Raw genomic sequence first — 20,732 nt, 5'->3', positions numbered from 1 at the left:
ATGAGGTCGATGAGCGAACCCACCTACTTCATCCTGGCGGCGCTCCTCGATGGTCCCCTCCATGGGTACGCGATCATCAAGCGCGCCGAGGAGCAGTCCGGCGGCCGGGTACGGCTGGCCGTCGGCACCCTGTACGGCGCGCTGGACCGGCTCGCCGGGTCCGGCCTGATCGCCGTCGACCGGGAGGAGACCGTCGGCGGGCGACCCCGCCGCTACTTCAGGATCACCGAGGACGGCGCCGAGGCCGTCACCGAGGAGGCGCAACGCATGGCACGAGCGGCCAGGATCGTGTTCGGCCGGCCCGGGACGGCGCTGTCATGAGCGAACGAAGCGCGCGAATCACGAGTACAGTGCCGCTGCGCGGGGCGAGGACCGGCCGTGCGGAGTCGTGGTACCGCCGCCTGCTGCGGGCGTATCCGCCCGCCTACCGGGCGGCGCACGGCGAGGAGATCGTCGGGACGCTGCTGGAGGTCTCGGCGGGCGACGGGAGGCCCTCGGTCCGTGAGTGCGCCGGGCTGGTCACGGGCGGCCTGGCGGCCCGCTTCCACGAGCGCACCGCACGGTCCGTGCCGTGGTGGGCCGACGGCCTGGCCCTGGGCGCCTTCCTGATCGCCCTGACCAACCTCTTCGGTGACCTGACGATGGTCGAGGTGGACCCGGGGAGTCCCAACCCCGTCTGGGCGATCGGCTCCGCGGTCCTGTTCCTGGCCCTGCTGCGCGGCCGGCTCCGGGTGGCGCTGCCCCTCGCGCTGCTCGCGGCATACCAGGTCAACCGGTCGTTGATCGGCGGAGACTCGGTCCTTGGCGTGGTGCCGAACCTCGGACCCGACTACAGCTCCGGGGAGACGGTCACGCGGTACGGCGCCATGGCCGCCGCCTTGGCCGTCCTCGCGGTCCTCGCGGTACGCGGCTCGTCCAGGCCGCAGAGCCGTTCCTGGTGGTGGGTCGCCGCGCTGGCGATCATGTGGGCGGCCCGGCACGTGCACATCCCGATGAGTTCACACGCCGCGACGTTCTGTTCCTCGGACACCGCCTGTCACGTGGCGCGGGTTCCGGACTATCTCCCGGTGGTCGATCTGGCGCGCGCCGGACTGACCATGGTGCTGCTGTCATGCGGGGTCTGGGCGACGGCGGTGACCCGAGATCTGCGCTGGGCGCTGGCCGGGGCGTTCGTTCTCCTGACGAGCAGCGGTCCGTATCTCGCGCTGACCGAGGGCGTGGTCCCGACGACGGTCACGGCCGTCTTCTGGGCCCTGCAGGCCGTGCTGGTGGGGGCGATGGTCGTCGCGGCCCGTCGCGGGGCTCGCGCACGGGCCTGAGTCGTCGGAGCCTTCAGCGGGTGCGGAGGGCGTGGCGGGCGAGCGGGGGGAGCGGGACGGCCGCGGCAAGGAAGACGGCCGCCACGAGCAGCCAGCCGCCGGCGCCGAAGGCGGCCAGCGCCGCGGTGAAGATCGCCGGTCCGGCGATCTGAACCGTCGCGGTGGCCGCCTCGCTCACCCCCTGGTAGGCGCCCTTGGCCTCCTCCCGCATCAGGGACACCGACAGTCCCCAGCCGGCGGCGACGTACCCCAGCTCGCCGGCGAGATGGAACAGGGCCGCGGCGATCACGGCGGTGGCGGCCAGGAGGCCGCCACCGCCCGAGGTCGCGGCCAGGAGCACGCAGGCGACCGCGAGCGACACGCCCGCCCACGAGCCGGTGCGGGCGGCGCTCGCGGTCGTCCGCGCCAGGCGGTTGGCGGGCAGTTGAAGGAGCGCGATCCCCACCGAGCTGATCACCACGACCGCGCCGCTCAGGGACAGCGGCAGGCGCGTCGAGTGCGAGATCCACAGCGGCAGTCCGGTCGACAGCATCGCCCAGCACAGGGAGAGGACCGCCGACACCGCCATCACGGTGACGTAGGGACGGTCGGCCAGGGCGGTCCGGGCGCTCGGACCCGGCCCCGCGGTGCGCTCGGAGTGCCGCGGCGCTCCTGCGGTGGGCTCCGGAACGGCGGCCGTCATCGCGGCGAGGACCGCGAAGGTCGCCGCGTTGGCGGCGATGGCCAGGACGTACGCGCCGGGACGGTCCGCCGACTGGACGACGGCGCCGAGACCGGCGCCGACGGCGTAGCCGATGTGCTGGACCACCCGCTGGCCTCCCAGGGCCGCCAGGCGTGCCTCGTTGTCCCGCACCAGCGCCGCGACGAGGGCGGTCCGTACGGCGGTTCCGCCGTTGGAGAGCGCGACGAACGGCACGGTGACCACGAGGAAGCCCCAGGTCCCGTGGACCAGCAGGTACGCGGCCATGGCGGCGCCGCGGACGGCCGTGAGTGCGATGAGGATCACACGGGGGCTGAACCGGTCGGCCAGGGCGCCGAGCGGAACGGTCACCGCCAGGCCCGCCCCGCCGGCGACGGCCATGCCGACGCCCACGAGCGCCGGCGCCAGGTGGAGTATCCGGGTGAAGTACAGCGCCCAGATCGTGAACCACAGGCCGTCCCCGAGCGCGGAGATCCCGCGTCCCCACAGCAGGCGGCGCAGGCCGACGGCGACCGGATCGGTGACCTCGGGTGCGGAGACGGCGACCATGGACAACCACCTTTCACGGATTCATTAATCGTGACGGTAGTGCCCGCGGATCACCTCGTTCAAGCACGATTCACGATTCGGTGTAAAGTGGATGTGGTCGAGCGGGAGGTGTCCCATGGGCGGATGGCTGGATCCCGAGGACCCCGTCCTCGCCTCGGTGACCTCGCTCGCGCGAGAGCTGGCCGACCCGATCCGCCTCACCGTGCTGCAGGTCCTCGCGGCCGAGGGGCCGCACACCATGAGCCAGCTCGCCGACGCGCTCGAGGTGTCGGCGCCTCGGCTCGGCAACCATCTGGCGCGGCTGCGCGCCGCCGGGCTCGTCGCCGTCGAACACTCCGGCCGGCACGCGACCTACCGAGTGGCCGAGGTGGGGATCGGTGAGGTCCTGGCCGCCCTGTCCCGCTTCGCCGACGGCGGAGCCGCCGGCGCCCGCCCGCGCCGTCGGGCGGACGCGCACGGCCTCGCCCGTACCTGCTACGACCACGCGGCGGGCCGGCTCGGCGTGGCGGTGTTCGCGGCGCTGGTCGAGAGGGGAGCCCTCGTGCCGCCCGACGGGCGCACCGCCGAGCTCGCCCTGGGGCCGGACCGGTCCGCGTTCGTCGAGCTCGGCGTCGATCCGGACGCCGTACGGGGCGGGCGCCGCAAACTGGCGACGGCCTGCCTGGACCGGACCCGGCGGCTGCCGCACCTCGGCGGCGCGCTGGGCAAGGAGGTCCTCGACGCCTTCGTCGAGCGGGGGCTGGTCGAGCCGCGGCCCGGCACCCGCGACCTCCGGGTGACGGATCGCGGACTCCGTGAGCTGCCGGCCCTCCTGCCCTCTCTCGCCACCGCCGTCGGGTGACGGATCGCGTGACTCCGGGCTCGGCTCCGGTGGCCTCCTCGGCCTGACGGATCGGCGCGCTCACATCTCGGGAATGTCCGGGGCGGGCCGGCACGTTCATATGCTTAGCCAAGCTAACTTAGACTGGCTAAGTAATTGAGGAGGGGCGATGACCGACCCGCGGGCGCTCGCCGAGCACATCAACCGTGGGCTCCGTGACCTCGTGCTCGTGCTGCGACGGGTGAGCCTCGGGCAGCCGATCACGACCCAGCAGATGGCCGTCCTCGGCTCGCTGGAGGCCGGCCCCCGGCGGATGTCCGACCTCGCCACCGAGCACGGCGTCCGGCTCCCCACGATGACCCGGCAGATCGGGCGTCTGCTGCGGGACGGCCTGGCCGTCCGCGGCCGGTACGCCGACGACGCGCGCGTGGTCACCGTCGAGCTCACGCCCGGGGGCGCGGAGCGGCTGCTGCGGGCCAGGGAACGGCGCATCGACCACCTCACCGAACGACTGATGGCGCTGAGCGAGGACGAGCGGGGGACCATCGAGGCCGCCCTGCCCGCGTTGGCCAAGCTCTTCGCCGACTCCTGAGGAGGGCTTTCACCTCGATGGGCGCTACAACCCCCGACTCCCCTAAGACAGGAGGACTCCTCCGTCAGCCGCTGTCCGTGTGGGCGACCGCATTCGCCGCCGTCGTGGCGTTCATGGGCATCGGCCTGGTCGATCCCATCCTCCCGGCGATCGCGAAGGGGCTCGACGCGACGCAGAGCCAGGTCTCCCTGCTGTTCACGAGTTACTTCCTGATCACCGCGGTGGCCATGCTCGTCACCGGGTTCGTCTCCAGCCGCATCGGCGGCAAGAAGACCCTTCTCATCGGCCTGACGCTGGTCGTCGTCTTCGCGGCGCTGTCCGGCACGTCCGGCTCGGTGGGCGAACTCGTCGGCTTCCGGGCCGGCTGGGGCCTCGGCAACGCGATGTTCGTCGCCACCGCCCTCGCCGTCATCGTCGGCGCGGCCAGCGGCGGCGCCGAATCGGCGATCATCCTGTACGAGGCCGCGCTCGGCCTCGGCATCTCGACCGGCCCTCTGCTCGGCGCGGTGCTCGGCGGGTGGCACTGGAGGTATCCGTTCTTCGGCACCGCGGCGCTGATGGCGATCGGCTTCGTCCTGATCGCCACGCTGCTCCGGCAGACCGCCAGGCCGGTGAAGAAGACCCGCCTGTCCGACCCGATCCGGGCGCTCGGCCACGGCGGCCTGTCCACGACGGCGTTCACGGCGCTGTTCTACAACTACGCGTTCTTCACGATCCTCGCCTTCACTCCGTTCGTCCTGCACATGGACGCGCACGGCATCGGCCTGGTCTTCTTCGCCTGGGGCGTGCTGCTGGCCCTGTGCTCGGTGTTCGTCGCCCCCGTGCTGCAGCGCAGGCTGGGCTCGGTCCGGGTCCTCCACCTCGCGCTCACCGTGCTGCTCGTCCTGCAGGTCGCGATCGCCCTGTCCGGGCACACCGGGATCATCGTCTTCGTCATCCTCACCGGCGTTCCGATCGGCATCAACAACACGGTCTTCACCGAGGCCGCCATGGAGGTCTCCGACGCGCCGCGCCCGGTGGCCTCCGCCGGTTACAACTTCGTCCGCTGGCTCGGCGGCGCCGTCGCGCCGTACATCGCCAGCAAGCTGGGTGAGGGCGTCGACCCGAGCCTGCCGTACTGCGCCGGCGCCCTCTGCTGCCTCATCGGCATGGCGGTGCTGTACACGCGCCGACGGCATCTCCGGTCACTGGAGCGGGTGGACATCGACCACACCTTCCAGGACGCTCCCACGCTCGCGCGGCACTGACCACGCAGACCCGCCCGCGCTCCGTACGCGGGTCCGGAACGGAACGGCCGTGGCCGGGTTGCCCCGGCCACGGCCGTCGTCGTCCTCGCTCCAGGTCCCGGAGCGCTCCTCGCCCCGAACCTGTTCCTGTTCGCCTCCGTGTCGCGGCGCGGGTCAGGCCTGGCCGCGGAGCTTGGCGATGCGGTTCTCGTACATGCGAAGGAACTCGGCGCGCGCGGCGTGCGCCCGTTCGTAGTCGCGCAGTTCGTTGACCTGGCGCGCGTTCAGGTTGCGCAGCCGGGCCCGTACGGAGGCGATGGTCGCGTGGTCGTAGTCGGCGACGGGCAGGTCCCGGCCGGCCGTCGTCCCCGCTTCGGCGCTCGGCGCGCTCGCGGTCGCCCCTGAAGCCGTGGTCCGCGTGGGGGGCGCCTGCTCCGGGGCGCGGGTGGCGGGTGTGGCCTTGGCCGGAGGGGTCTTCCGCTCCTTGGCCGGAGCCGTGGACGACGCGGGAGCCTTCGCCGGAGCGGCCTTGGCCTGCGGCGTCCTCTTGGCCGCCGGCCGGGTGCGCTCGGCGGCGGCCGACGAGGCGGGTTCCGCCGTCGCCGCCGCGGCGGCCTCGGACGGCCCGGCCGGTCCGGTGGCCCCGGTATCCCCGGTCGGTCCGGCCCCCGGCTTCGCGGGTTTCGGCTCCGCCGCCCCGGCCCGGCGCGCGGCCGCGCCCGGCCGCGCGCCGGGCGTGGCGCCCTTCGCCCGGGACGGAGCGGCGGGCCGGCCCTTGCCCGAGGCGGCCGTGGAACGGGAGGGCGGCTTCGGGCGCGCCGTCGCCGGTCGCGTACGGCCCGCGGCGGCCGCCGGCTTTCCGACGGCGATCTCCGGACCCTTCTGCGAGGGCGCCGCGCCCTCCTCGGCACCCGTACGCCCGTCGGGGGCGACCCGGCTGGTGACCTTGCCCACGAGCCGGCCGGTCAGGTCCTCCGCGTCGTCGATCAGTCGGCCGAGCACCGGCGTCAGACCCGACTCCCGGGCCTCCTTGTAGTCCTTGCGGACCCGGTCGGTGAGCAGGAGAGCCTGGCCGACGCCCATCACGGCGAGCCGTGCGGCATGGATGGGGAGCTCGCTGACGGTCTCCCGGACTTGGTCCTTAAGGCGGCGCGGCGATGGTGTCATCGTTGTTTCAGCTCCCTCCAGCCTCGCGGGCGCGGACTGGCCTCGCGGGCGCGGACTGGTCGGTATGACGAATCTGTTATCCACCACTCTGCCCTACGGTGCAGCACCGTTCACGCGCCGTGGCCGGGTTTTTCTGCGCCCGAAACCGGTGCCCCCCGATCACACCTACCATGGGACACATGACTCGTCGGGTTCTTCTGGCCAAGCCGCGCGGCTACTGCGCGGGTGTGGATCGCGCCGTGCAGACGGTGGAGCTGGCGCTCGAGCGGTACGGCGCGCCCATCTACGTCCGCAAGCAGATCGTGCACAACGTCCACGTGGTGAAGACCCTCGAAGAACGAGGCGCGGTCTTCGTCGAGGAGACCGAGGAGGTGCCGGAGGGCGCGATCGTCGTGTTCTCCGCGCACGGGGTCGCCCCGGTCGTCCACGACGAGGCCGCCGGGCGGAGCCTCCGTACGATCGACGCCACCTGCCCGCTGGTCACCAAGGTCCACAAGGAGGCCCGGCGCTTCGCGACCGACGACTACGACATCCTCCTGATCGGCCACGAAGGCCACGAGGAGGTCATCGGCACGAGCGGCGAGGCCCCGGAGCACATCCAGCTCGTCGACGGTCCCGACGACGTCGCCAAGCTCCAGGTACGCGACCCGGAGAAGGTCGTCTGGCTCTCCCAGACCACGCTGTCGGTCGACGAGACCAACGCGACGGTCGAGGCCCTCCGCGCGCGGTTCCCCAAGCTCGTCGACCCGCCGTCGGACGACATCTGCTACGCCACCCAGAACCGCCAGGTGGCGGTGAAGGAGATCGCCGCCGAGTCGCAGCTCGTGATCGTGGTCGGCTCGCAGAACTCCTCGAACTCCAAGCGCCTCGTCGAGGTGGCCAAGGACCACGGCGCCCAGGCCTCGTACCTCGTCGACTACGCCGAGCAGATCGACCCCGCCTGGCTCGAGGGCGTCGACACGGTCGGCCTCACCAGCGGCGCGTCGGTGCCGGAGGAGCTGATCGAGGGCGTGCTCGCCCGCCTCGCCGAGTTCGGCTTCGACACGGTGGAAGAGGTCGAGTCGGTACGCGAGCGGATGGTCTTCGCGCTCCCGCACGAACTCCGCCGCGACCTGCGGTCGGCGTAGCCCGGCCTCAGTCCTCCGGGGAGGGGGCCTTGGCGGCCGGGAGCCGTCCAGGGCCGCCCTCGTCCCACCGGACCGGATCGTCGTCCTCGTCGGTCCGGCCGCGCCTGCGGGTGCCCAGAGCGGTGCGCCCGCGGAACGGGTTGTCGGCCGCGACCCGGGCGCGCAGCTCCCGCAGGTTGGCGGGCAGGCCACGGGGCACCGCGATCAGCACGACGAGCACCGCGCCGAGGAACAGCCATGGCACGCTCGAGGTGAGCTTGGCCGCCAGGGTGACGGCGACGCTCACCAGGAGGGACTTCTCCCCGATCGACCCGGTGACCGCCGACAGCAGGCTCACCAGGAAGAACAGCAGCGGGGGGCTGACCACGAGCGTGAGCAGGTCCGTGCGGCGGGTCATCGACACCGCCAGCAGGCACCCCGCGACGAACAGCACGCCCTGCGCCGACCGCAATCCGAACAGCCCGCCGATGAGAGCGCCGAGCAGCGTGCACGAGAACACCACGACCGCGCCGCCCCGGCCGGTCAGCGTCACCGCCGAACGTGCTCGTGACCGTCCCGGAGACGCGGCCGGACGCCGCTTCGACCGACCGCTCGGAGCGGGGGCCGTCTCAGGGTCCCCGCGCGTGTCCGTTGCCACCAGCCCGTCCCAGAGTCGACAGTGCCTTGCTCCACGGTAGCCCGCCCGAGCACGCCGCGTCTCGCGACACGGCGTCAGGGCAGCAGGCGGATCTGGCGCTCCCGCTCGGCGTCGTCCGCGAGCTCCGCCGCGGACGGCGAGCGGGCGGGCTCCTCGACCGGCGTCGGGGCGTCGAGCTCGGCGTCGGTCACGCCCAGCTCGTTCAGCCTGCGGGCGGTCACCAGGACCCGGCTCTCCAGCGACCCGATCGTCCGGTTGTAGGCCACGACGGCGTTGGTGAGGGACTTGCCGAGCTGGTCGACGTGGCGGCCGAGCGTCCCGAGCCGGTCGTACAGGTCCCGGCCCAGCTCGAACACCGCGCGGGCGTTCTCCGACAGCGCCTGCTGCTGCCAGGCGTAGTGCGCCGTGCGCAGCAGGCTGATCAGCGTCGTGGGTGTGGCGATGTGCACCCGGCGCCGCATCGCGTACTCCAGCAGGCCGGGGTCCCGGTCCAGCGCCGGCGCCAGGAACGCCTCGCCCGGCACGAACAGCACCACGAACTCCGGCGCAGGGCTGAAGGACTGCCAGTACGACTTGGCCGACAGCCGGTCCACATGCTCACGGAGATGCCGGGCGTGCGCGTCCAGCCGGGCCTCCCAGACCCCCGGCCCGTCCGCGCCGGCGGCGTCCAGGTACGCGGCCAGGGAGACCTTCGAGTCGACGACGATGTTCTTGCCGCCCGCCAGCCGTACGACCAGGTCGGGCCGGAGCCCGTTCCCGGCGACGGCCTGCTCGTCGAAGTCGCAGTGCCGGGTCATGCCGGAGATCTCGACCACGCGGCGCAGCTGGAGCTCTCCCCACCGCCCGCGCGCCTCCGGCCGCTGCAGCGCCCGTACGAGCGTCTGGGTCTCCTGGCGGAGCTGGTCGGAGCTCTGCCGCACGAACTCCACCTGCTTGGCCAGCATGGCGTGCGACTCGCGGCGTCCGGTCTCGACCTCGCGCAGCTGCGCCTCCACCTTGCTCAGCGTGTCCCTGAGCGGGGCGATGCGCTTGTCCAGCTCTCCGGCCGCCTCGGCGTTGGCGGTCGCCAGCCGGGTGCCGGCCAGTTCGAGGAAGCGCTGGTTGCTCGCGTCCAGGGCCTGCGCCGACAGCGACTGGAAACGCTCGGCCAGTCCCTGCTCGACGTAGGCGAGCTTCTCCTCGGCCGCCTTGGCCCGCGCGGTCACCACGGCGGTCCGGCTCCGGGCCCAGGCGATCCCGAGCACCGTACCCACCACCAGGCCGATCACGAGGCCGAGCAGAACGTCCATGTCCGCATCGTGACAAAGCAGTACGAGAATGTCGGCCCGACGCGCGGACGAGCCGTCACCCCGTCCGCTCGGCGGGGGCGACGGGGCGCGTACGGCCCGCTCACCGGCGTCGCGCGGATCGGTCGCCGGCTCGCGTCGCGCGGTCTGGCGGGGAGGCGGCGCGGTCCGGCGGGGAGGCAGCGCGTACGGCCCGTTCATCGGCGCATCCGGGCCGTACGGGCGGTCCCGGCGGGCCCGTAGACTCTGCGTCCGTGAGCCTGTCCATCGGAATCGTCGGCCTGCCCAATGTGGGCAAGTCGACCCTCTTCAACGCGCTGACCAAGAACACCGCTCTCGCGGCGAACTACCCGTTCGCGACGATCGAGCCGAATGTCGGCATCGTGGCGGTGCCCGACCCGCGCCTCGACGAGTTGGCCAAGCTGTACGACTCGGCCAAGATCGTGCACGCGACCATGCAGTTCGTCGACATCGCCGGCATCGTGAAGGGCGCGTCCGAGGGGCAGGGGCTCGGCAACCAGTTCCTGGCGAACATCCGGGAGACCGACGCGATCTGCCAGGTCATCCGGGTGTTCGAGGACTCGGACGTCACGCACGTCGACGGCGACGTCGCCCCGCCGCGTGACATCGAGACCATCAACACCGAGCTGATCCTCGCCGACCTTCAGACGCTCGAGAAGGCCCTGCCGCGTCTGGAGAAGGAGGCGCGGACGACCAAGGACCGCGACAAGCTCGCCGTCGTCGAGGCGGCCCGGGCGGCGCAGAAGACGCTGAACGACGGCGTGACGCTCTACGCCTCGGATCTCGACCCGGCGCCGCTGCGCGAGCTGCACCTGCTGACCGCCAAGCCGTTCCTGTACGTCTTCAACGTGGACGAGGACGAGCTCGGCGACGAGACGCTGCGCGCCCGCCTGCAGGAGCTGGTCGCCCCGGCCGAGGCGATCTTCCTCGACGCCAAGATCGAGTCCGAGCTGATCGAACTGCCCGACGAGGAGGCCCTGGAGCTCCTGCAGTCCACCGGGCAGGAGGAGCCCGGTCTGCTGCAGCTGGTCCGCGTCGGCTTCGCCACGCTGGGGCTGCAGACCTTCCTCACCGCCGGGCCCAAGGAGGCCCGCGCCTGGACGATCCGCAAGGGCGCCTCCGCCCCGGAGGCCGCGGGTGTGATCCACACCGACTTCCAGAAGGGCTTCATCAAGGCCGAGATCGTGTCCTACGAGGACCTGGTGGCCGAGGGCTCGGTCGCCGCCGCCCGTGCGGCCGGAAAGGCCAGGATGGAGGGCAAAGAGTACGTCATGCAGGACGGCGACGTGGTGGAGTTCCGCTTCAACGTCTAGCAGGGGAGACGAACCTCGCTGTCCGGTAATGCTCCACCGGCTACCGAGTTGTCCACAACCGCGCGGCGGGACTGTGCATCCTCGCTCGACACTGGAACAATTGACCGCCGTGGTTAAGGTGGTAAACCGAACTCGACCAGACGGATAGACGGATACACGGCGCGCCGATCCGGGGGGTAGGCGCGAGCGGAGGCATGATGGCTCGCAGGTCGTCCGGCGTTGTAGACGCCGGTGCGTCCGGTTACCCACCGGGCGGATTCTCGCCCGCAGACCCTTGGGACTCTCCGGACGAGAAGGGGCGCCGCGGCAAGCGCGGCGGCGGCTCCGGCGGAGGTGGTGGCGACCGCCGTGGCTGGGGCGGTTCCGGCGGCCGCTGGTTCATCTATGTCGGGCGGGTCGTCCTCTGGGCCTTCCTCATCGTCGTGCTGGTCAACGGCGTGCGCGCGCCCTTCGACCGGTTCACCGCGGACCGGTCCAATCCGACCACGACCAGCGATACGAGCAAACCGAAGTTCCCGGAGGCGGCGGCTTCGGCCTACGCCCTGTCATTCGCCGGGGTCTATCTGAATTACGACCAGGCGACGGCCGCCGACCGGCCGAAACTGCTCGCCCCGTTCCTCGCCGGAGGGCTCGACCCGCAACTCGGCTGGGACGGCACCGGGAAATCCGTGCTGCAGTCCGCGTACGTGGCGTCGGTGCGCGCGACCGACGCCGAGCACGGCGTCGTCACCCTTCTCACGCGGGCCAACGGGCGGCTGTTCCAGTTGGCCGTTCCGGTCTACGCGAAGGACGGGGCGATGGCGATAACCGGTCGCCCCGCCATGCTCCCGCCGCCCGCGACCGCGTCGGTCCCCGCGGTCGCCCAGGACCGCGACTCCGCGCTGGAGAGCGAGATCCAGCAACCGCTGAACGACTTCTTCAAGGCGTACGCGGCCAGTGACGCCGGCTCCCTCCAGCGGTACTCCGACCCGCCCGTCACCGGGCTGGGCGCCAGCGTCACCTTCGGCCAGATCAAGGAGATCATCGCCCCGCGCGGCGACGCCGCGTCGCGGACCGTCACCACGACGGTCGTGTGGCAGATTCCCGCTGGTCAGCCCAAGACGTCGGGTGGCACGCTAGAGCAGACCTACCAGCTCACAATGGTGAAGAAGGGCGGATATTGGTTCGTCAGGGACATCCAGGCTTCTACACTTCCGGCGGGATCGTGAGGTCACTGCCGACCCGTCCCGAACGCTACGATTCACTCCCCGACCAAGGAAGGCCAGCCCGATGATGCAACACATGCTGGCGATGCTGCCGCATCATGTGGAGGCGGCGCCTAACAACGGCTTGGACACCGACAATCTGGCCAAATGGCTGCGCGACATCTTCGGGCCGTTGTTCCTGGTCGTTGTCTCCATCGTCGCGATCTTCTTCCTCTTCACGCGGGAGATCACGCGATTTGTGCAGTTCATCCTGCTCGCGATCGGCATTGGAGTCATATTTTACGTCCCCAATATCATCGAGACGACGGCCAAGGCGATCGCGACCGCCCTTGGAATCAAAACGTCCTGAACACAGCCGGTGTCATGCTGGTCTAGTCATGGCTGGTCTCAATTAGGGGAGTGGGGCCCGGGTGGATCTGCCTACGTACACCAATATCTGGCGCATCGAGAAGCGGCTTTACAAGCTCTACGACCTGCGGCTTCCGATGCCACTGCCATTGGTGCAGATCGGTGTGTTCGTCGGCGTCTTCCTGCCCTGGATCATCCTGCTCCAGGTCGTCGGAGTGCCGTTCCACGCGCCCTGGCACGTCGTCTATCTCGTCCCACCCGGCCTGCTCACCTGGCTGGCCACCCGTCCCGTCATCGAGGGCAAACGCCTCACCGAGCTGCTGATCTCCCAGGTCCGTTACCTCACCGAGGCACGTACGTGGGCCCGCCTGACGCCGATCCGGGAGCCCGGCGAGGTCGTCATCGTCGGCCGGGTCTGGCGGCGCGGCCGCCTCGCGGGCGACCGGCTGCACGTCGCGCGGGCCGCGGAACAGTCCGTCGAGCTCCCGCCCACCCCCGAGCCGGCCGCGACGCCGGTCGCGGCCGCGCCGCCCGTCCTGGAGTACACCGGGAACGGCGCCGGGCAGGCGCCCACCGGCGCGCCCCGCCGGCCGGCCATCGCCCAGCGTCCGCAGGCGCCGAGCCTGCAGCCGACGCCGCACGACGGCAGCACGGTCGTGCCGCCGGCCGCGCCCGGCGAACGACGTCTCACCCCGCCCGCCGTGGAACCGACCCGACCGCAGCCGGTGCGCCCCGAGCCGGCCTCGCCGCCGGCCGCGGCACGGCCCGGCCGTCCGCAGCCGACGGCGCCGCAGGCCGTCCCCGGCTTCCCCGCGTCCGCCGACCCCTCGACGACACCGGGCGCGCCCGCCAGGCCCGGCCTCCCGGCGAGGCCGGAGGCCCCGGTCACGCCAGCCACCGCGGACACGCCGACCACCGCGCCAACGCCCGCCACCCCGGCCGCGCGCGCCGCCGGTCCGGCGCCGGCGGACGGAGAGACCGTGGATCGGCGCGCCGGCGAGCGCGGACGACCCGGTGAGCAGCGACCCGACACCACCCCCGCGCGGGGTCGGGATCGGGACCTCGACGCGCCGCGTCGCCCGACGCGACCGCGCAACATCTCCCACGAGCCGGAGACGCCCGCCGCGAACCCCCGGCCGGTCCCGCCCACGCTCGGCCGGCCGGCGGACCCGCAGGCGGCCAGGCCCACCGGACCGACCGCCCCGCCCCGTCCGGAGACGCCCGCTCGTTCGGACGCTCCGGCTAAGCCGGCCAAGCCGGCCGCGGCAGGCCCCGCCGGCCCCGTCGGCAGGCACGCGGCTCCCGCTCGGCCCGTCGCGCACCCCGACGCCTCGCCCGCGTCCGCTCCCGGAGAAGGGAGCACCACGCCGCCGAGCGGCCCGACGCCCGCCCCGCCTGGAGCCGCTCAGCCGCCGGCCGCTCGACCGGCCGCCGCGCGGCCATCGGCCACCGACCGTCCCGGCGAGCCCGCGGACAGCGGCCCGCCGGTCCGGCCGGCGGTTTCGGGGCAGGCCGACGAAGGATCGCGCTCCGCATCGGTGATCCCGCTGCCGCACGGGCGGCACGCCAAACCCGCCGATGACTCCCCGGCCGCACGCTTCGCCGAGCCGCCGACCGGCAATGACGATCCGGTCCGTTCCTCCGGCCGACCGCCGGCGGACGGCACGGCGGAGCGCAAGGCCCCGGCCGCTTCGGGCGCGGCGGAGCTCGAGGGGCCGGCCCCCGGCACGGCAGAGCGTGGTGCACCGGCGGCCTCGGGCCCGGCGGACCGCGAGACGACGCCGGCTCCGGGCGCGGTGCGGCGCGAGACGCCGGCTTCGGGCACGGCCGAGCGTGGGGCACCGGCGTCTCCCGCCGCCGCGGAGCACGGGGCGTCGGCCCCCGGTGCGGCGAAGCACGAGGGGGCGACCTCCGGCGCGGCGAGCGAGCGGCGTACGGCGGCGGACGACGCCGGGGAGGCCGATCGCGGTCCGGCGGCGCCGGCCGACGAGGAGCAGGACATCGCCGCGGCCCGCACCGACCAGATCGTGTGGCCGACCCCGTCGCGGCGCCCCTCGGCCTCGCGACCGGACGCCGGTGCCGCCCCGCCGCGTGACACCGCCTCAGGTCGCCCGGCCCGGCCCGCCACCCCCGTACGAGGCCGTTCGCACGGCGATGAGGCCACGCCGTCCCGCGAGGCGCGGCCGGCCGCCCGGGACGCCGGGTCACCGGCGCCGAACTGGACGCCACCGGCACCCGGCCGTCCGGTGACGCCACCCACCCCTCCGCTGCCGGCGGCGCCGCCCGCACCCCCGCGTGCCCCGGCCGCCGGACACCCGTCGTCGCGCACCTCACCACCGCAGGCCCCTGCCCAGCCGCCGGCGCAATCACCGGCGCAGCCCCCTCGGACGCAGCCGACGAGGCCCGCGCAGGTTCCGGCGGCCCGGCCGGCCCGTCCGTCGGCTCCGTCCCGGCAGGGTACGGGGCAGCAGCCCTGGCAGGGTCGGCCGGAGGCGGCGGCCGGTGCGCCGCCGGAGTCGCCGGCGCGCGCCGTTCGGTCCGGTCCCGCCTCGCCCGTTCGTCCCGGACCGATGCCGCAGGCGGCTCACGAGGACGAGGGACGCGGCGACGACGGTCGCGGCCGCAGGCGCATCTTCTCGGGCGGCGGCAACGGTGACGGCGACTACGAACAGCGCGTACGGACCGCCTTCGCGGGCGCCCGGCGCGTCGTCGTGCTCGGCTGCACCGGCGGCGCCGGGCAGACGGTGACCGCCCTCATGCTCGGGCACACCTTCGCCCAGCACCGCGGTGACCGGATCGTCGCGGTCGACGTGAACCCCGGCCCCGGCGCCATGGCGCGGCGCACCCGGACCGAGACCCGGGAGACGCTCACCTCGCTGATCGCCCACGCCGAGCAGGTCACCGGCTACCAGATGATGCGCCGGTACACCTCCATCTCCAAGTCCGGGCTGGAGGTGGTGGCGGCCGGCAAGAACCCTGTTCAGGCACTGGACGACCGCGACTACGCCCTCGCGATGCGGACCCTCGACCGGTTCTACTCGATCACGCTGCTGGACGCCGCGGCGGCCGTGGTCGCGCGGGTGCTGCCGTACGCCGACCAGATCGTGCTGGTCGCACCGGCCAGTTCCGACGCGCCGCGGGCGGTGGCCATGACCTTCGAGTGGCTCGACGGCCACGGATATGAGGATCTGCGGTCCCGGGCCGTCACCGTGATCAACGGGGTGAGCCGCCGCAGCATGGACGACGTCGAGCAGGCCGAGTCGGTCGCCAGGGGCCGCTGCCGCGCGCTCGTGCGCATCCCCTGGGACGACCACCTCAGCCTCGACCGCGCTCCCCGCAACGAGCTGCGCTCGCTGCGGGCCCCGACCCGCAAGGCGTACATCGCGCTCGGCGGCGTCGTGGCGGGCGGTCTCGTCCAGACGCCGGGACGCTACCCCCAGCAGGAGGTCTCCCGATGAGCGGACGGCGTCCGACAGCGCGTGACCAAGTGTTCAGTAAGGACGAGGAGTAACCGATGAGCAGGGCGTCCAAGGCCCGCAGCCGGCTGGCCGTACGGTATTTCGACGATCGGATCCTCCTCACCGACAACGCCGCCTGGGCGTACTTCCGGCTGCCGACCGTCTCGTACGAGTTCACGACGAACGAAGAGCGCGAGGCGCTCGCCACCAACATCACCATCGCGCTCGCCGGCATCCGCATGCAGGACGCCGAGATCCACCTGCGGATCGTGCACCGTACGTATCCGGCCGCCGAGTGGGCGCTCGCCCTCGACGAGACCTCGGACGGGGGCCAGGGCTGGCGTGAGTACCTCGAGGAGATGTACGCCCACGTCTGGTCCAAGGACTTCTGGACCAAGGAGGTCTACCTCGGCGTGCGCCTCGGCCAGCGCGGAGTTGGAGCCCAGCTCTCCGGAGGCGCCTTCAAGCAGCTCTTCGGCCTGTACAAGCGCAGCGAGGAGGTCCTCGGGCTGCACGACGAGGCGATCCCGGTGAAGGAGATCGCCCGCTGGACCGAGCAGTCCGAGCGGCTCGGCCGCTCCCTCGGAGGCAGCGCCCTGTACGCCCGGCACGCGTCGTCCACGGAGATCGCCTGGTTGTTCCAGCACGCGGCCAGCGGCGCCCTGACCGATCCGCCGCCCTCGGCCACCCCGCGCCGCACCTGGGGCGCCGGCGAGATCGAGAGTCTCGTCGAGGGCACGATCGTCAACGGCCGGTCGAACCTCCGGATGGAGCAGCCGGACGGCTCGTCGTACGTCGCGTACCTGTCGTTCGCCCGCTTCCCGGATCTGATGCCGTTCCCGGACGGCGAGCCGTGGATGCACTTCGCCGACGCCCTGCCCTTCCCGGTGGAGGTGTCGGCGCGGATGAAGCTCGTCCCACCGGCCAAGGCGTCCAAGGACGTCTCCCGGAAGCTCGCGCACGCCCGCGACATGGACCAGCACATCCGCGAGGCCGGAGCCGAGGCGCCCATCGCGCTGGCCGAGCAGATCGACGCCGCCCGCATGCTCGAGCACGGCATCACCAAGGAGCGGTTGCCGTTCGTGTACGGCTGGCACCGGCTCATCGTCTCCGCGCCGACCGAGGACCTCCTGCAGCAGCGCGTCGACGCGGTCGTCGAGCACTACCGCGACCTCGGCATCGACATCGTCTGCTCGACCGGCGACCAGTTCTCGCTGTTCTGCGAGTCCCTGCCCGGCGACCGGATCCGCGTCAACGCGTACGCCCAGCGGCAGCCGCTGAGGACGATCGCCGGCGGCATGCCCACCGCGACCGTCGACCTCGGCGACCGGCGGGACGACACGTCCGCCGGCTGGGTCGGGCCGTACATCGGGGAGACGCTCGGCCGTGCCCGGTCCATCGTGCACTTCGACCCGCTCGTCGCCGCCGCGCGCAACCGCCCCACCGCGGTCGCGATCACCGGTGAGCCCGGCGGCGGCAAGACGACTCTGGCGCTGCTGCTGCTGTACCAGATGGCGCTGCGCGGGGTCACAATTGCCGCCATCGACCCCAAGGGCGACGCGGAGTCCCTGGTCGAGCTGCTGCGCCGGCGCGGGCGCCGCGCCCGCGTCCTGCCGCTGGGCTCCGCGGCTCCCGGCCTCCTCGACCCGTTCAGCTTCGGCGACGACCTCGCGGCCAAGAAGACCATGGCCACGGAGACGTTGCGCCTGCTGCTGCCCCGCATGTCCGAGGAGCGCGAGTCCGCCATGATCCAGGCGGTCGGCGCGGTCGCCAACCAGCCGCAGCCCTCCCTCGGCAAGGTCGTCGACTACCTGGACGCCTCCGATGACCCGGCGTCGAAGAACCTCGGCGCCGTGCTGCGCTCGATGTCGGAGATGCGGCTCGCCCGCCTGTGCTTCGACCCGTCCGGCGGCGAGCGGATCGACACCGCCGGCTGGACGACGGTCTTCACGCTCGGCGGTCTGACCCTGCCGGACGTGGCGATCAACCGTGAGGACTACTCGTACGAGCAGCGGCTCTCCGTCGCCCTGATGTACCTCGTGTCGCAGTTCGCCCGTCGGCTGATGCACGGCCTCGACCGCCACCTGCCCAAGGCGATCTTCCTCGACGAGGCCTGGGCGATCACGCAGACGCCCGAGGGTGCCAAGCTCATCCCGGAGGTCTCCCGGATGGGCCGCTCCCGGAACACCGCCCTGATCCTCGTCTCCCAGAACGCCGGCGACCTCCTCAACGAGCAGGTCACGAACTGCCTCTCGTCCGTCTACTCGTTCCGCTCGACCGAGCGCAACGAGGTCGGCAACGTGATGGCCCTCATCGGCGTCGAGAACTCCGACGAGCACCGCGCCGTGCTGCGCAACCTCGGCAACGGCGAGTGCATCTTCCGCGACCTCGACGGCCGCGCCGGCCGGATCGGTGTGGACCTCGTCTCCGAGGAGCTCCTCCGCTGGCTCGACACCAACCCGACACGCTCCAAGCCCGACGAAATCAGTGCGGACAAAGCATCGGACCCGCATAGTGGGAACGAGCGACCATCCCGTCCCTCCACCGCCCCCCGCGACCCCGCCACAGAGGTCACCCAGGAGGTCCCCCGATGAGGGTGTCAGGCGTCCGCCACCGCCGACGACGACAACCGGCGAAGGGCAGACCACGGGCTAAGCGCCGGTCGCTTCTCATTCTTACGCTCATGGCGCTGCTTGTCCTGAGCCCCTTGGGCTTCGCAAGCGCCGATCCCATTCCGACGGCGCCGGGCTCGAACCCGAATGACGCCTGCGCGCCCGCCGATCACCCGGCGCCGGAGCAGTACGGCTCGGGTATCGACGGCATGGTGAAGCCGCCGAACTATCCCAGCGAGCAGCTGCAGAAGACGGCGAAGGACACACCGGAGCAGCTCACGTACTACGACCGGTACGGGACGCGCGGTCAGTCGTGGCACGCGGTGGACATGGGCTGTTCCGACATGCCCGCGATGATCGGTAACAACATCGCGAACACCGTCTTCGTCTTCGCGCAGGCGATCGACCGGACGACCATCACCATCTACCAGGCGGCGGCGTCCGAGTCCCTCCTCGGGTGGCTGAAGAAGACGGTCGACGGCGTGATCCGGAGCATGGGGAACACCTTCGGCGCCAAGTACTGGTCGTGGGTGGTCATCCTCGGTGCCCTGTGGCTGGCCTGGTGGGGACTGATCCGGCGGCGCGCCAGCCGGGTGGCGGAAGGCACCATCTGGATGGTGCTGGCGATGGTCGCACTGATCTGGCTGATCGGCAGACCCGGCGACTTCACAACATTGGGAACGAAGGTCTCCAACGGGGCGACCGCGGCTTTCAACGCCGCTCTTCCGCAGAGCGACGCCGACACCACGACGTGCATTCCGCAGAAGGGGAAGCCGCCGCAGCCGGCGACGAACGACGCGGTCACCCGCAACGCCAACGGCCTGTGGGTGACGCTCGTCTGCAAACCCTGGCTGATGGGCGAGTTCGGGACCGACGACCCGAAGGCGAAGATCGTCCAGGACAACGCGGGCACGCTCCTGGCTTCCCAAGCGGTCGATCTCTCCGAGAGCGCCAACGGACAGAAACCAGATCTCGGGAAGAAGGCCGACGCCTACAAGGGCGTGACCAAGAACATCAAGGACAACTTCCCCGGCGCGTACTCCCTCTTCCAGGGGAAGGACTGGACGTCGCGTCTGGCAGTGGGGTTCGGAGCGTTGCTCGCGGCCCTGGTCGCCGGACTGCTGGTGCTGGTCGTCTCGGTCATGCTGATCATCTTGAAGATCTCGTTCCTGCTGCTTCTCGTCGCGGGGCCGATCTTCCTGGGCATCGGCATCCATCCGGGCATCGGCCGGGTCATCGCGGTGCGCTGGTTCGAACTCCTCCTGTCGACCCTGCTGAAGCAGGCGGCCTTGATCGGCGTGCTGGCCCTCCTGCTGTGGTGCTACGGCCTGGTCATGGCCGAGAGCCTGCCGTGGGGCCTGCAGATCCTGCTGATCTCTCTCGTCACCCTGGCGGCCTTCGTCTACCGGAAGCCGTTCCAGCACTTGTTCGCCGCGGTCGGCTACTCCGCCGTCGGCTCCCGCAAGGGGGAGCAGCAGGTCGAGGAGGCGATCCGGGAGACGCGGAAGCGGACCACCGCGATCGCGACCGCGGCCGTCCCCGGCGCCGCGGGCTACCGGCTCGGTCGCTGGGGCAAGCGTGACTCCGGCACTCTGGCCGGCGCCCCGGCCCTCAGGAGCGACGACGGAGCCGACTTCGACACGGCCGGCCGTGAGGTGGTCGGCGCCGCCGACCGGCGCGGACGCGCCGCACAGCTCGCCGCGAAGGCCGCCGGGGCGACGCGGGGCAGTGCTCCGCCGCTGAACCTGTCGCCGCGCGCGCAGGCCGCGGCGCCCACCCCGAGGACGAACGGCGGTGGGCTCTGGAGCCCACGCCCGTCCGGATCGGGCGGAGCAGCCCGCCCGCCGGCTCCTCGGCCGCCGGCCGACTCCCCGTCCGGCGAGGAACGCCGACCGAGTGCCGCCGGCGGCGGTGCGCGTCCGCCTGCCGCGCCCACCGGCGCCAGCTGGGGTGCCGCCGGGAAGACCGGCGCGGGGCAGGGTTCCGGCACCCGCACGCCACCGCGGCGACCGGCAGGTGGCGGCGAGAACGGAGGCCGCAGCCGGTCCGGCGGCGGTGGTGAGCAGAGCGGCGCCTCCAACGGCGGCGGTCGCCGGGGCTGGTTCGGTGGTGGATCGGGCGGCCGTACGGCTCCGCCATCCGCTTCGGGCGGCGCGAAGAAGAGCCCTCCGGCGCGTGGAGGGTCCTTGGGAGCGAGGCCCGGCCCCGCCTCGACGTCCGGGGGGCGCGATGACAGCAGCCCGGAGGGCAAGGCGCCGCCGCCGCTGTGGTCGGGCAGGTCGCGCGAGGACGGTCCGTCCATGCCGTTCTGGCTGCGTCCGGTGAAGCGCGAGGACGGCGACGAGCGATGAG

At 72.4% G+C, this 20,732-nt stretch carries 16 protein-coding genes; 12 read left to right on the top strand and 4 right to left on the bottom strand.

Going from position 1 to position 20,732, the window contains the following annotated elements; translation table 11 throughout:
- The first annotated feature begins 9 nt into the window (after positions 1-9).
- Entirely contained in the window at positions 10-321 is a 312-nt protein-coding gene (locus tag AB0L00_RS07540; protein ID WP_364429767.1) for a PadR family transcriptional regulator, read from the top strand.
- On the top strand, positions 318-1,319 hold the full coding sequence (locus AB0L00_RS07535; RefSeq protein ID WP_364429764.1) for a hypothetical protein: 1,002 nt from the start codon (positions 318-320) through the stop codon (positions 1,317-1,319). Before AB0L00_RS07540 ends, AB0L00_RS07535 begins: the two co-directional genes overlap by 4 nt.
- A gap of 13 nt (positions 1,320-1,332) precedes the next feature.
- On the opposite strand, the gene AB0L00_RS07530 is transcribed toward AB0L00_RS07535, so the two are convergent.
- Positions 1,333-2,568, bottom strand: a complete 1,236-nt coding sequence (locus tag AB0L00_RS07530; protein WP_364429761.1) for an MFS transporter — start codon at positions 2,566-2,568, stop codon at positions 1,333-1,335.
- A 115-nt stretch (positions 2,569-2,683) separates the two neighbouring features.
- Between AB0L00_RS07530 and AB0L00_RS07525 the strand changes: the two genes are divergently transcribed.
- From AB0L00_RS07525 to AB0L00_RS07515, 3 genes are all read left to right on the top strand, one after another.
- Positions 2,684-3,409 carry a helix-turn-helix transcriptional regulator gene (locus AB0L00_RS07525; protein WP_364429758.1) on the top strand — a complete coding sequence of 242 codons (726 nt, stop codon included), beginning with the start codon at positions 2,684-2,686 and terminating at the stop codon, positions 3,407-3,409.
- A 148-nt stretch (positions 3,410-3,557) separates the two neighbouring features.
- A complete protein-coding gene (locus AB0L00_RS07520) occupies positions 3,558-3,980 on the top strand; it encodes a MarR family transcriptional regulator (protein WP_364429756.1) in 423 nt (140 codons plus the stop codon).
- 77 nt (positions 3,981-4,057) lie between these two features.
- Positions 4,058-5,227: an MFS transporter gene (locus AB0L00_RS07515; RefSeq protein ID WP_364429753.1), complete on the top strand. Its 1,170-nt coding sequence runs from the start codon at positions 4,058-4,060 to the stop codon at positions 5,225-5,227.
- A gap of 153 nt (positions 5,228-5,380) precedes the next feature.
- Here AB0L00_RS07515 and AB0L00_RS07510 read toward each other — a convergent pair whose 3' ends face one another.
- Positions 5,381-6,373 carry a hypothetical protein gene (locus tag AB0L00_RS07510; protein ID WP_364429751.1) on the bottom strand — a complete coding sequence of 331 codons (993 nt, stop codon included), beginning with the start codon at positions 6,371-6,373 and terminating at the stop codon, positions 5,381-5,383.
- A 179-nt stretch (positions 6,374-6,552) separates the two neighbouring features.
- Between AB0L00_RS07510 and AB0L00_RS07505 the strand changes: the two genes are divergently transcribed.
- Positions 6,553-7,500, top strand: coding sequence for a 4-hydroxy-3-methylbut-2-enyl diphosphate reductase (locus tag AB0L00_RS07505; protein ID WP_345354349.1), 948 nt, complete (start codon positions 6,553-6,555; stop codon positions 7,498-7,500).
- A gap of 7 nt (positions 7,501-7,507) precedes the next feature.
- On the opposite strand, the gene AB0L00_RS07500 is transcribed toward AB0L00_RS07505, so the two are convergent.
- The gene (locus tag AB0L00_RS07500; protein WP_364429748.1) at positions 7,508-8,032 is read right to left on the bottom strand and encodes a DUF6542 domain-containing protein; all 525 of its coding nucleotides are present in this window, start codon (positions 8,030-8,032) and stop codon (positions 7,508-7,510) included.
- A gap of 179 nt (positions 8,033-8,211) precedes the next feature.
- On the bottom strand, positions 8,212-9,426 hold the full coding sequence (locus AB0L00_RS07495; protein ID WP_364429746.1) for a DNA recombination protein RmuC: 1,215 nt from the start codon (positions 9,424-9,426) through the stop codon (positions 8,212-8,214).
- Between the two features lie 251 nt (positions 9,427-9,677).
- On the opposite strand from AB0L00_RS07495, the gene ychF reads away from it, so the two are divergent.
- The 6 genes from ychF (at position 9,678) to AB0L00_RS07465 (ending at position 20,731) form a co-directional block, all read left to right on the top strand.
- Positions 9,678-10,757, top strand: coding sequence for a redox-regulated ATPase YchF (gene ychF / locus AB0L00_RS07490; protein WP_364429743.1), 1,080 nt, complete (start codon positions 9,678-9,680; stop codon positions 10,755-10,757).
- 197 nt (positions 10,758-10,954) lie between these two features.
- Complete coding sequence (locus AB0L00_RS07485; RefSeq protein WP_364429740.1) at positions 10,955-11,965, top strand: conjugal transfer protein; 1,011 nt, start codon at positions 10,955-10,957, stop codon at positions 11,963-11,965.
- A gap of 82 nt (positions 11,966-12,047) precedes the next feature.
- The gene (locus tag AB0L00_RS07480; protein WP_345355914.1) at positions 12,048-12,311 is read left to right on the top strand and encodes a hypothetical protein; all 264 of its coding nucleotides are present in this window, start codon (positions 12,048-12,050) and stop codon (positions 12,309-12,311) included.
- A 61-nt stretch (positions 12,312-12,372) separates the two neighbouring features.
- Entirely contained in the window at positions 12,373-15,768 is a 3,396-nt protein-coding gene (locus tag AB0L00_RS07475; RefSeq protein ID WP_364429738.1) for a TcpE family conjugal transfer membrane protein, read from the top strand.
- A 56-nt stretch (positions 15,769-15,824) separates the two neighbouring features.
- Positions 15,825-18,362, top strand: coding sequence for an ATP-binding protein (locus tag AB0L00_RS07470; protein ID WP_364429735.1), 2,538 nt, complete (start codon positions 15,825-15,827; stop codon positions 18,360-18,362).
- A gap of 89 nt (positions 18,363-18,451) precedes the next feature.
- Positions 18,452-20,731, top strand: coding sequence for a type IV secretion system protein (locus AB0L00_RS07465; RefSeq protein ID WP_364429733.1), 2,280 nt, complete (start codon positions 18,452-18,454; stop codon positions 20,729-20,731).
- Position 20,732 lies beyond the last annotated feature (1 nt).

The sequence above is a fragment of the Actinoallomurus sp. NPDC052308 genome (assembly GCF_040679195.1).
In the GTDB taxonomy this organism is placed as follows: domain Bacteria; phylum Actinomycetota; class Actinomycetes; order Streptosporangiales; family Streptosporangiaceae; genus Actinoallomurus; species Actinoallomurus liliacearum.
This window is presented reverse-complemented; position numbering and strand designations above follow the sequence as displayed.

Bases quoted from the DNA above. Each gene is read 5' to 3' on its own strand.
- AB0L00_RS07540 (WP_364429767.1), top strand. From the start codon at position 10: ATGAGCGAACCCACCTACTTCATCCTGGCGGCGCTCCTCGATGGTCCC.
- AB0L00_RS07535 (WP_364429764.1), top strand. From the start codon at position 318: ATGAGCGAACGAAGCGCGCGAATCACGAGTACAGTGCCGCTGCGCGGG.
- AB0L00_RS07530 (WP_364429761.1), bottom strand. From the start codon at position 2,568: ATGGTCGCCGTCTCCGCACCCGAGGTCACCGATCCGGTCGCCGTCGGC.
- AB0L00_RS07525 (WP_364429758.1), top strand. From the start codon at position 2,684: ATGGGCGGATGGCTGGATCCCGAGGACCCCGTCCTCGCCTCGGTGACC.
- AB0L00_RS07520 (WP_364429756.1), top strand. From the start codon at position 3,558: ATGACCGACCCGCGGGCGCTCGCCGAGCACATCAACCGTGGGCTCCGT.
- AB0L00_RS07510 (WP_364429751.1), bottom strand. From the start codon at position 6,373: ATGACACCATCGCCGCGCCGCCTTAAGGACCAAGTCCGGGAGACCGTC.
- AB0L00_RS07505 (WP_345354349.1), top strand. From the start codon at position 6,553: ATGACTCGTCGGGTTCTTCTGGCCAAGCCGCGCGGCTACTGCGCGGGT.
- AB0L00_RS07495 (WP_364429746.1), bottom strand. From the start codon at position 9,426: ATGGACGTTCTGCTCGGCCTCGTGATCGGCCTGGTGGTGGGTACGGTG.
- AB0L00_RS07485 (WP_364429740.1), top strand. From the start codon at position 10,955: ATGGCTCGCAGGTCGTCCGGCGTTGTAGACGCCGGTGCGTCCGGTTAC.
- AB0L00_RS07480 (WP_345355914.1), top strand. From the start codon at position 12,048: ATGCTGCCGCATCATGTGGAGGCGGCGCCTAACAACGGCTTGGACACC.
- AB0L00_RS07470 (WP_364429735.1), top strand. From the start codon at position 15,825: ATGAGCAGGGCGTCCAAGGCCCGCAGCCGGCTGGCCGTACGGTATTTC.
- AB0L00_RS07465 (WP_364429733.1), top strand. From the start codon at position 18,452: ATGGCGCTGCTTGTCCTGAGCCCCTTGGGCTTCGCAAGCGCCGATCCC.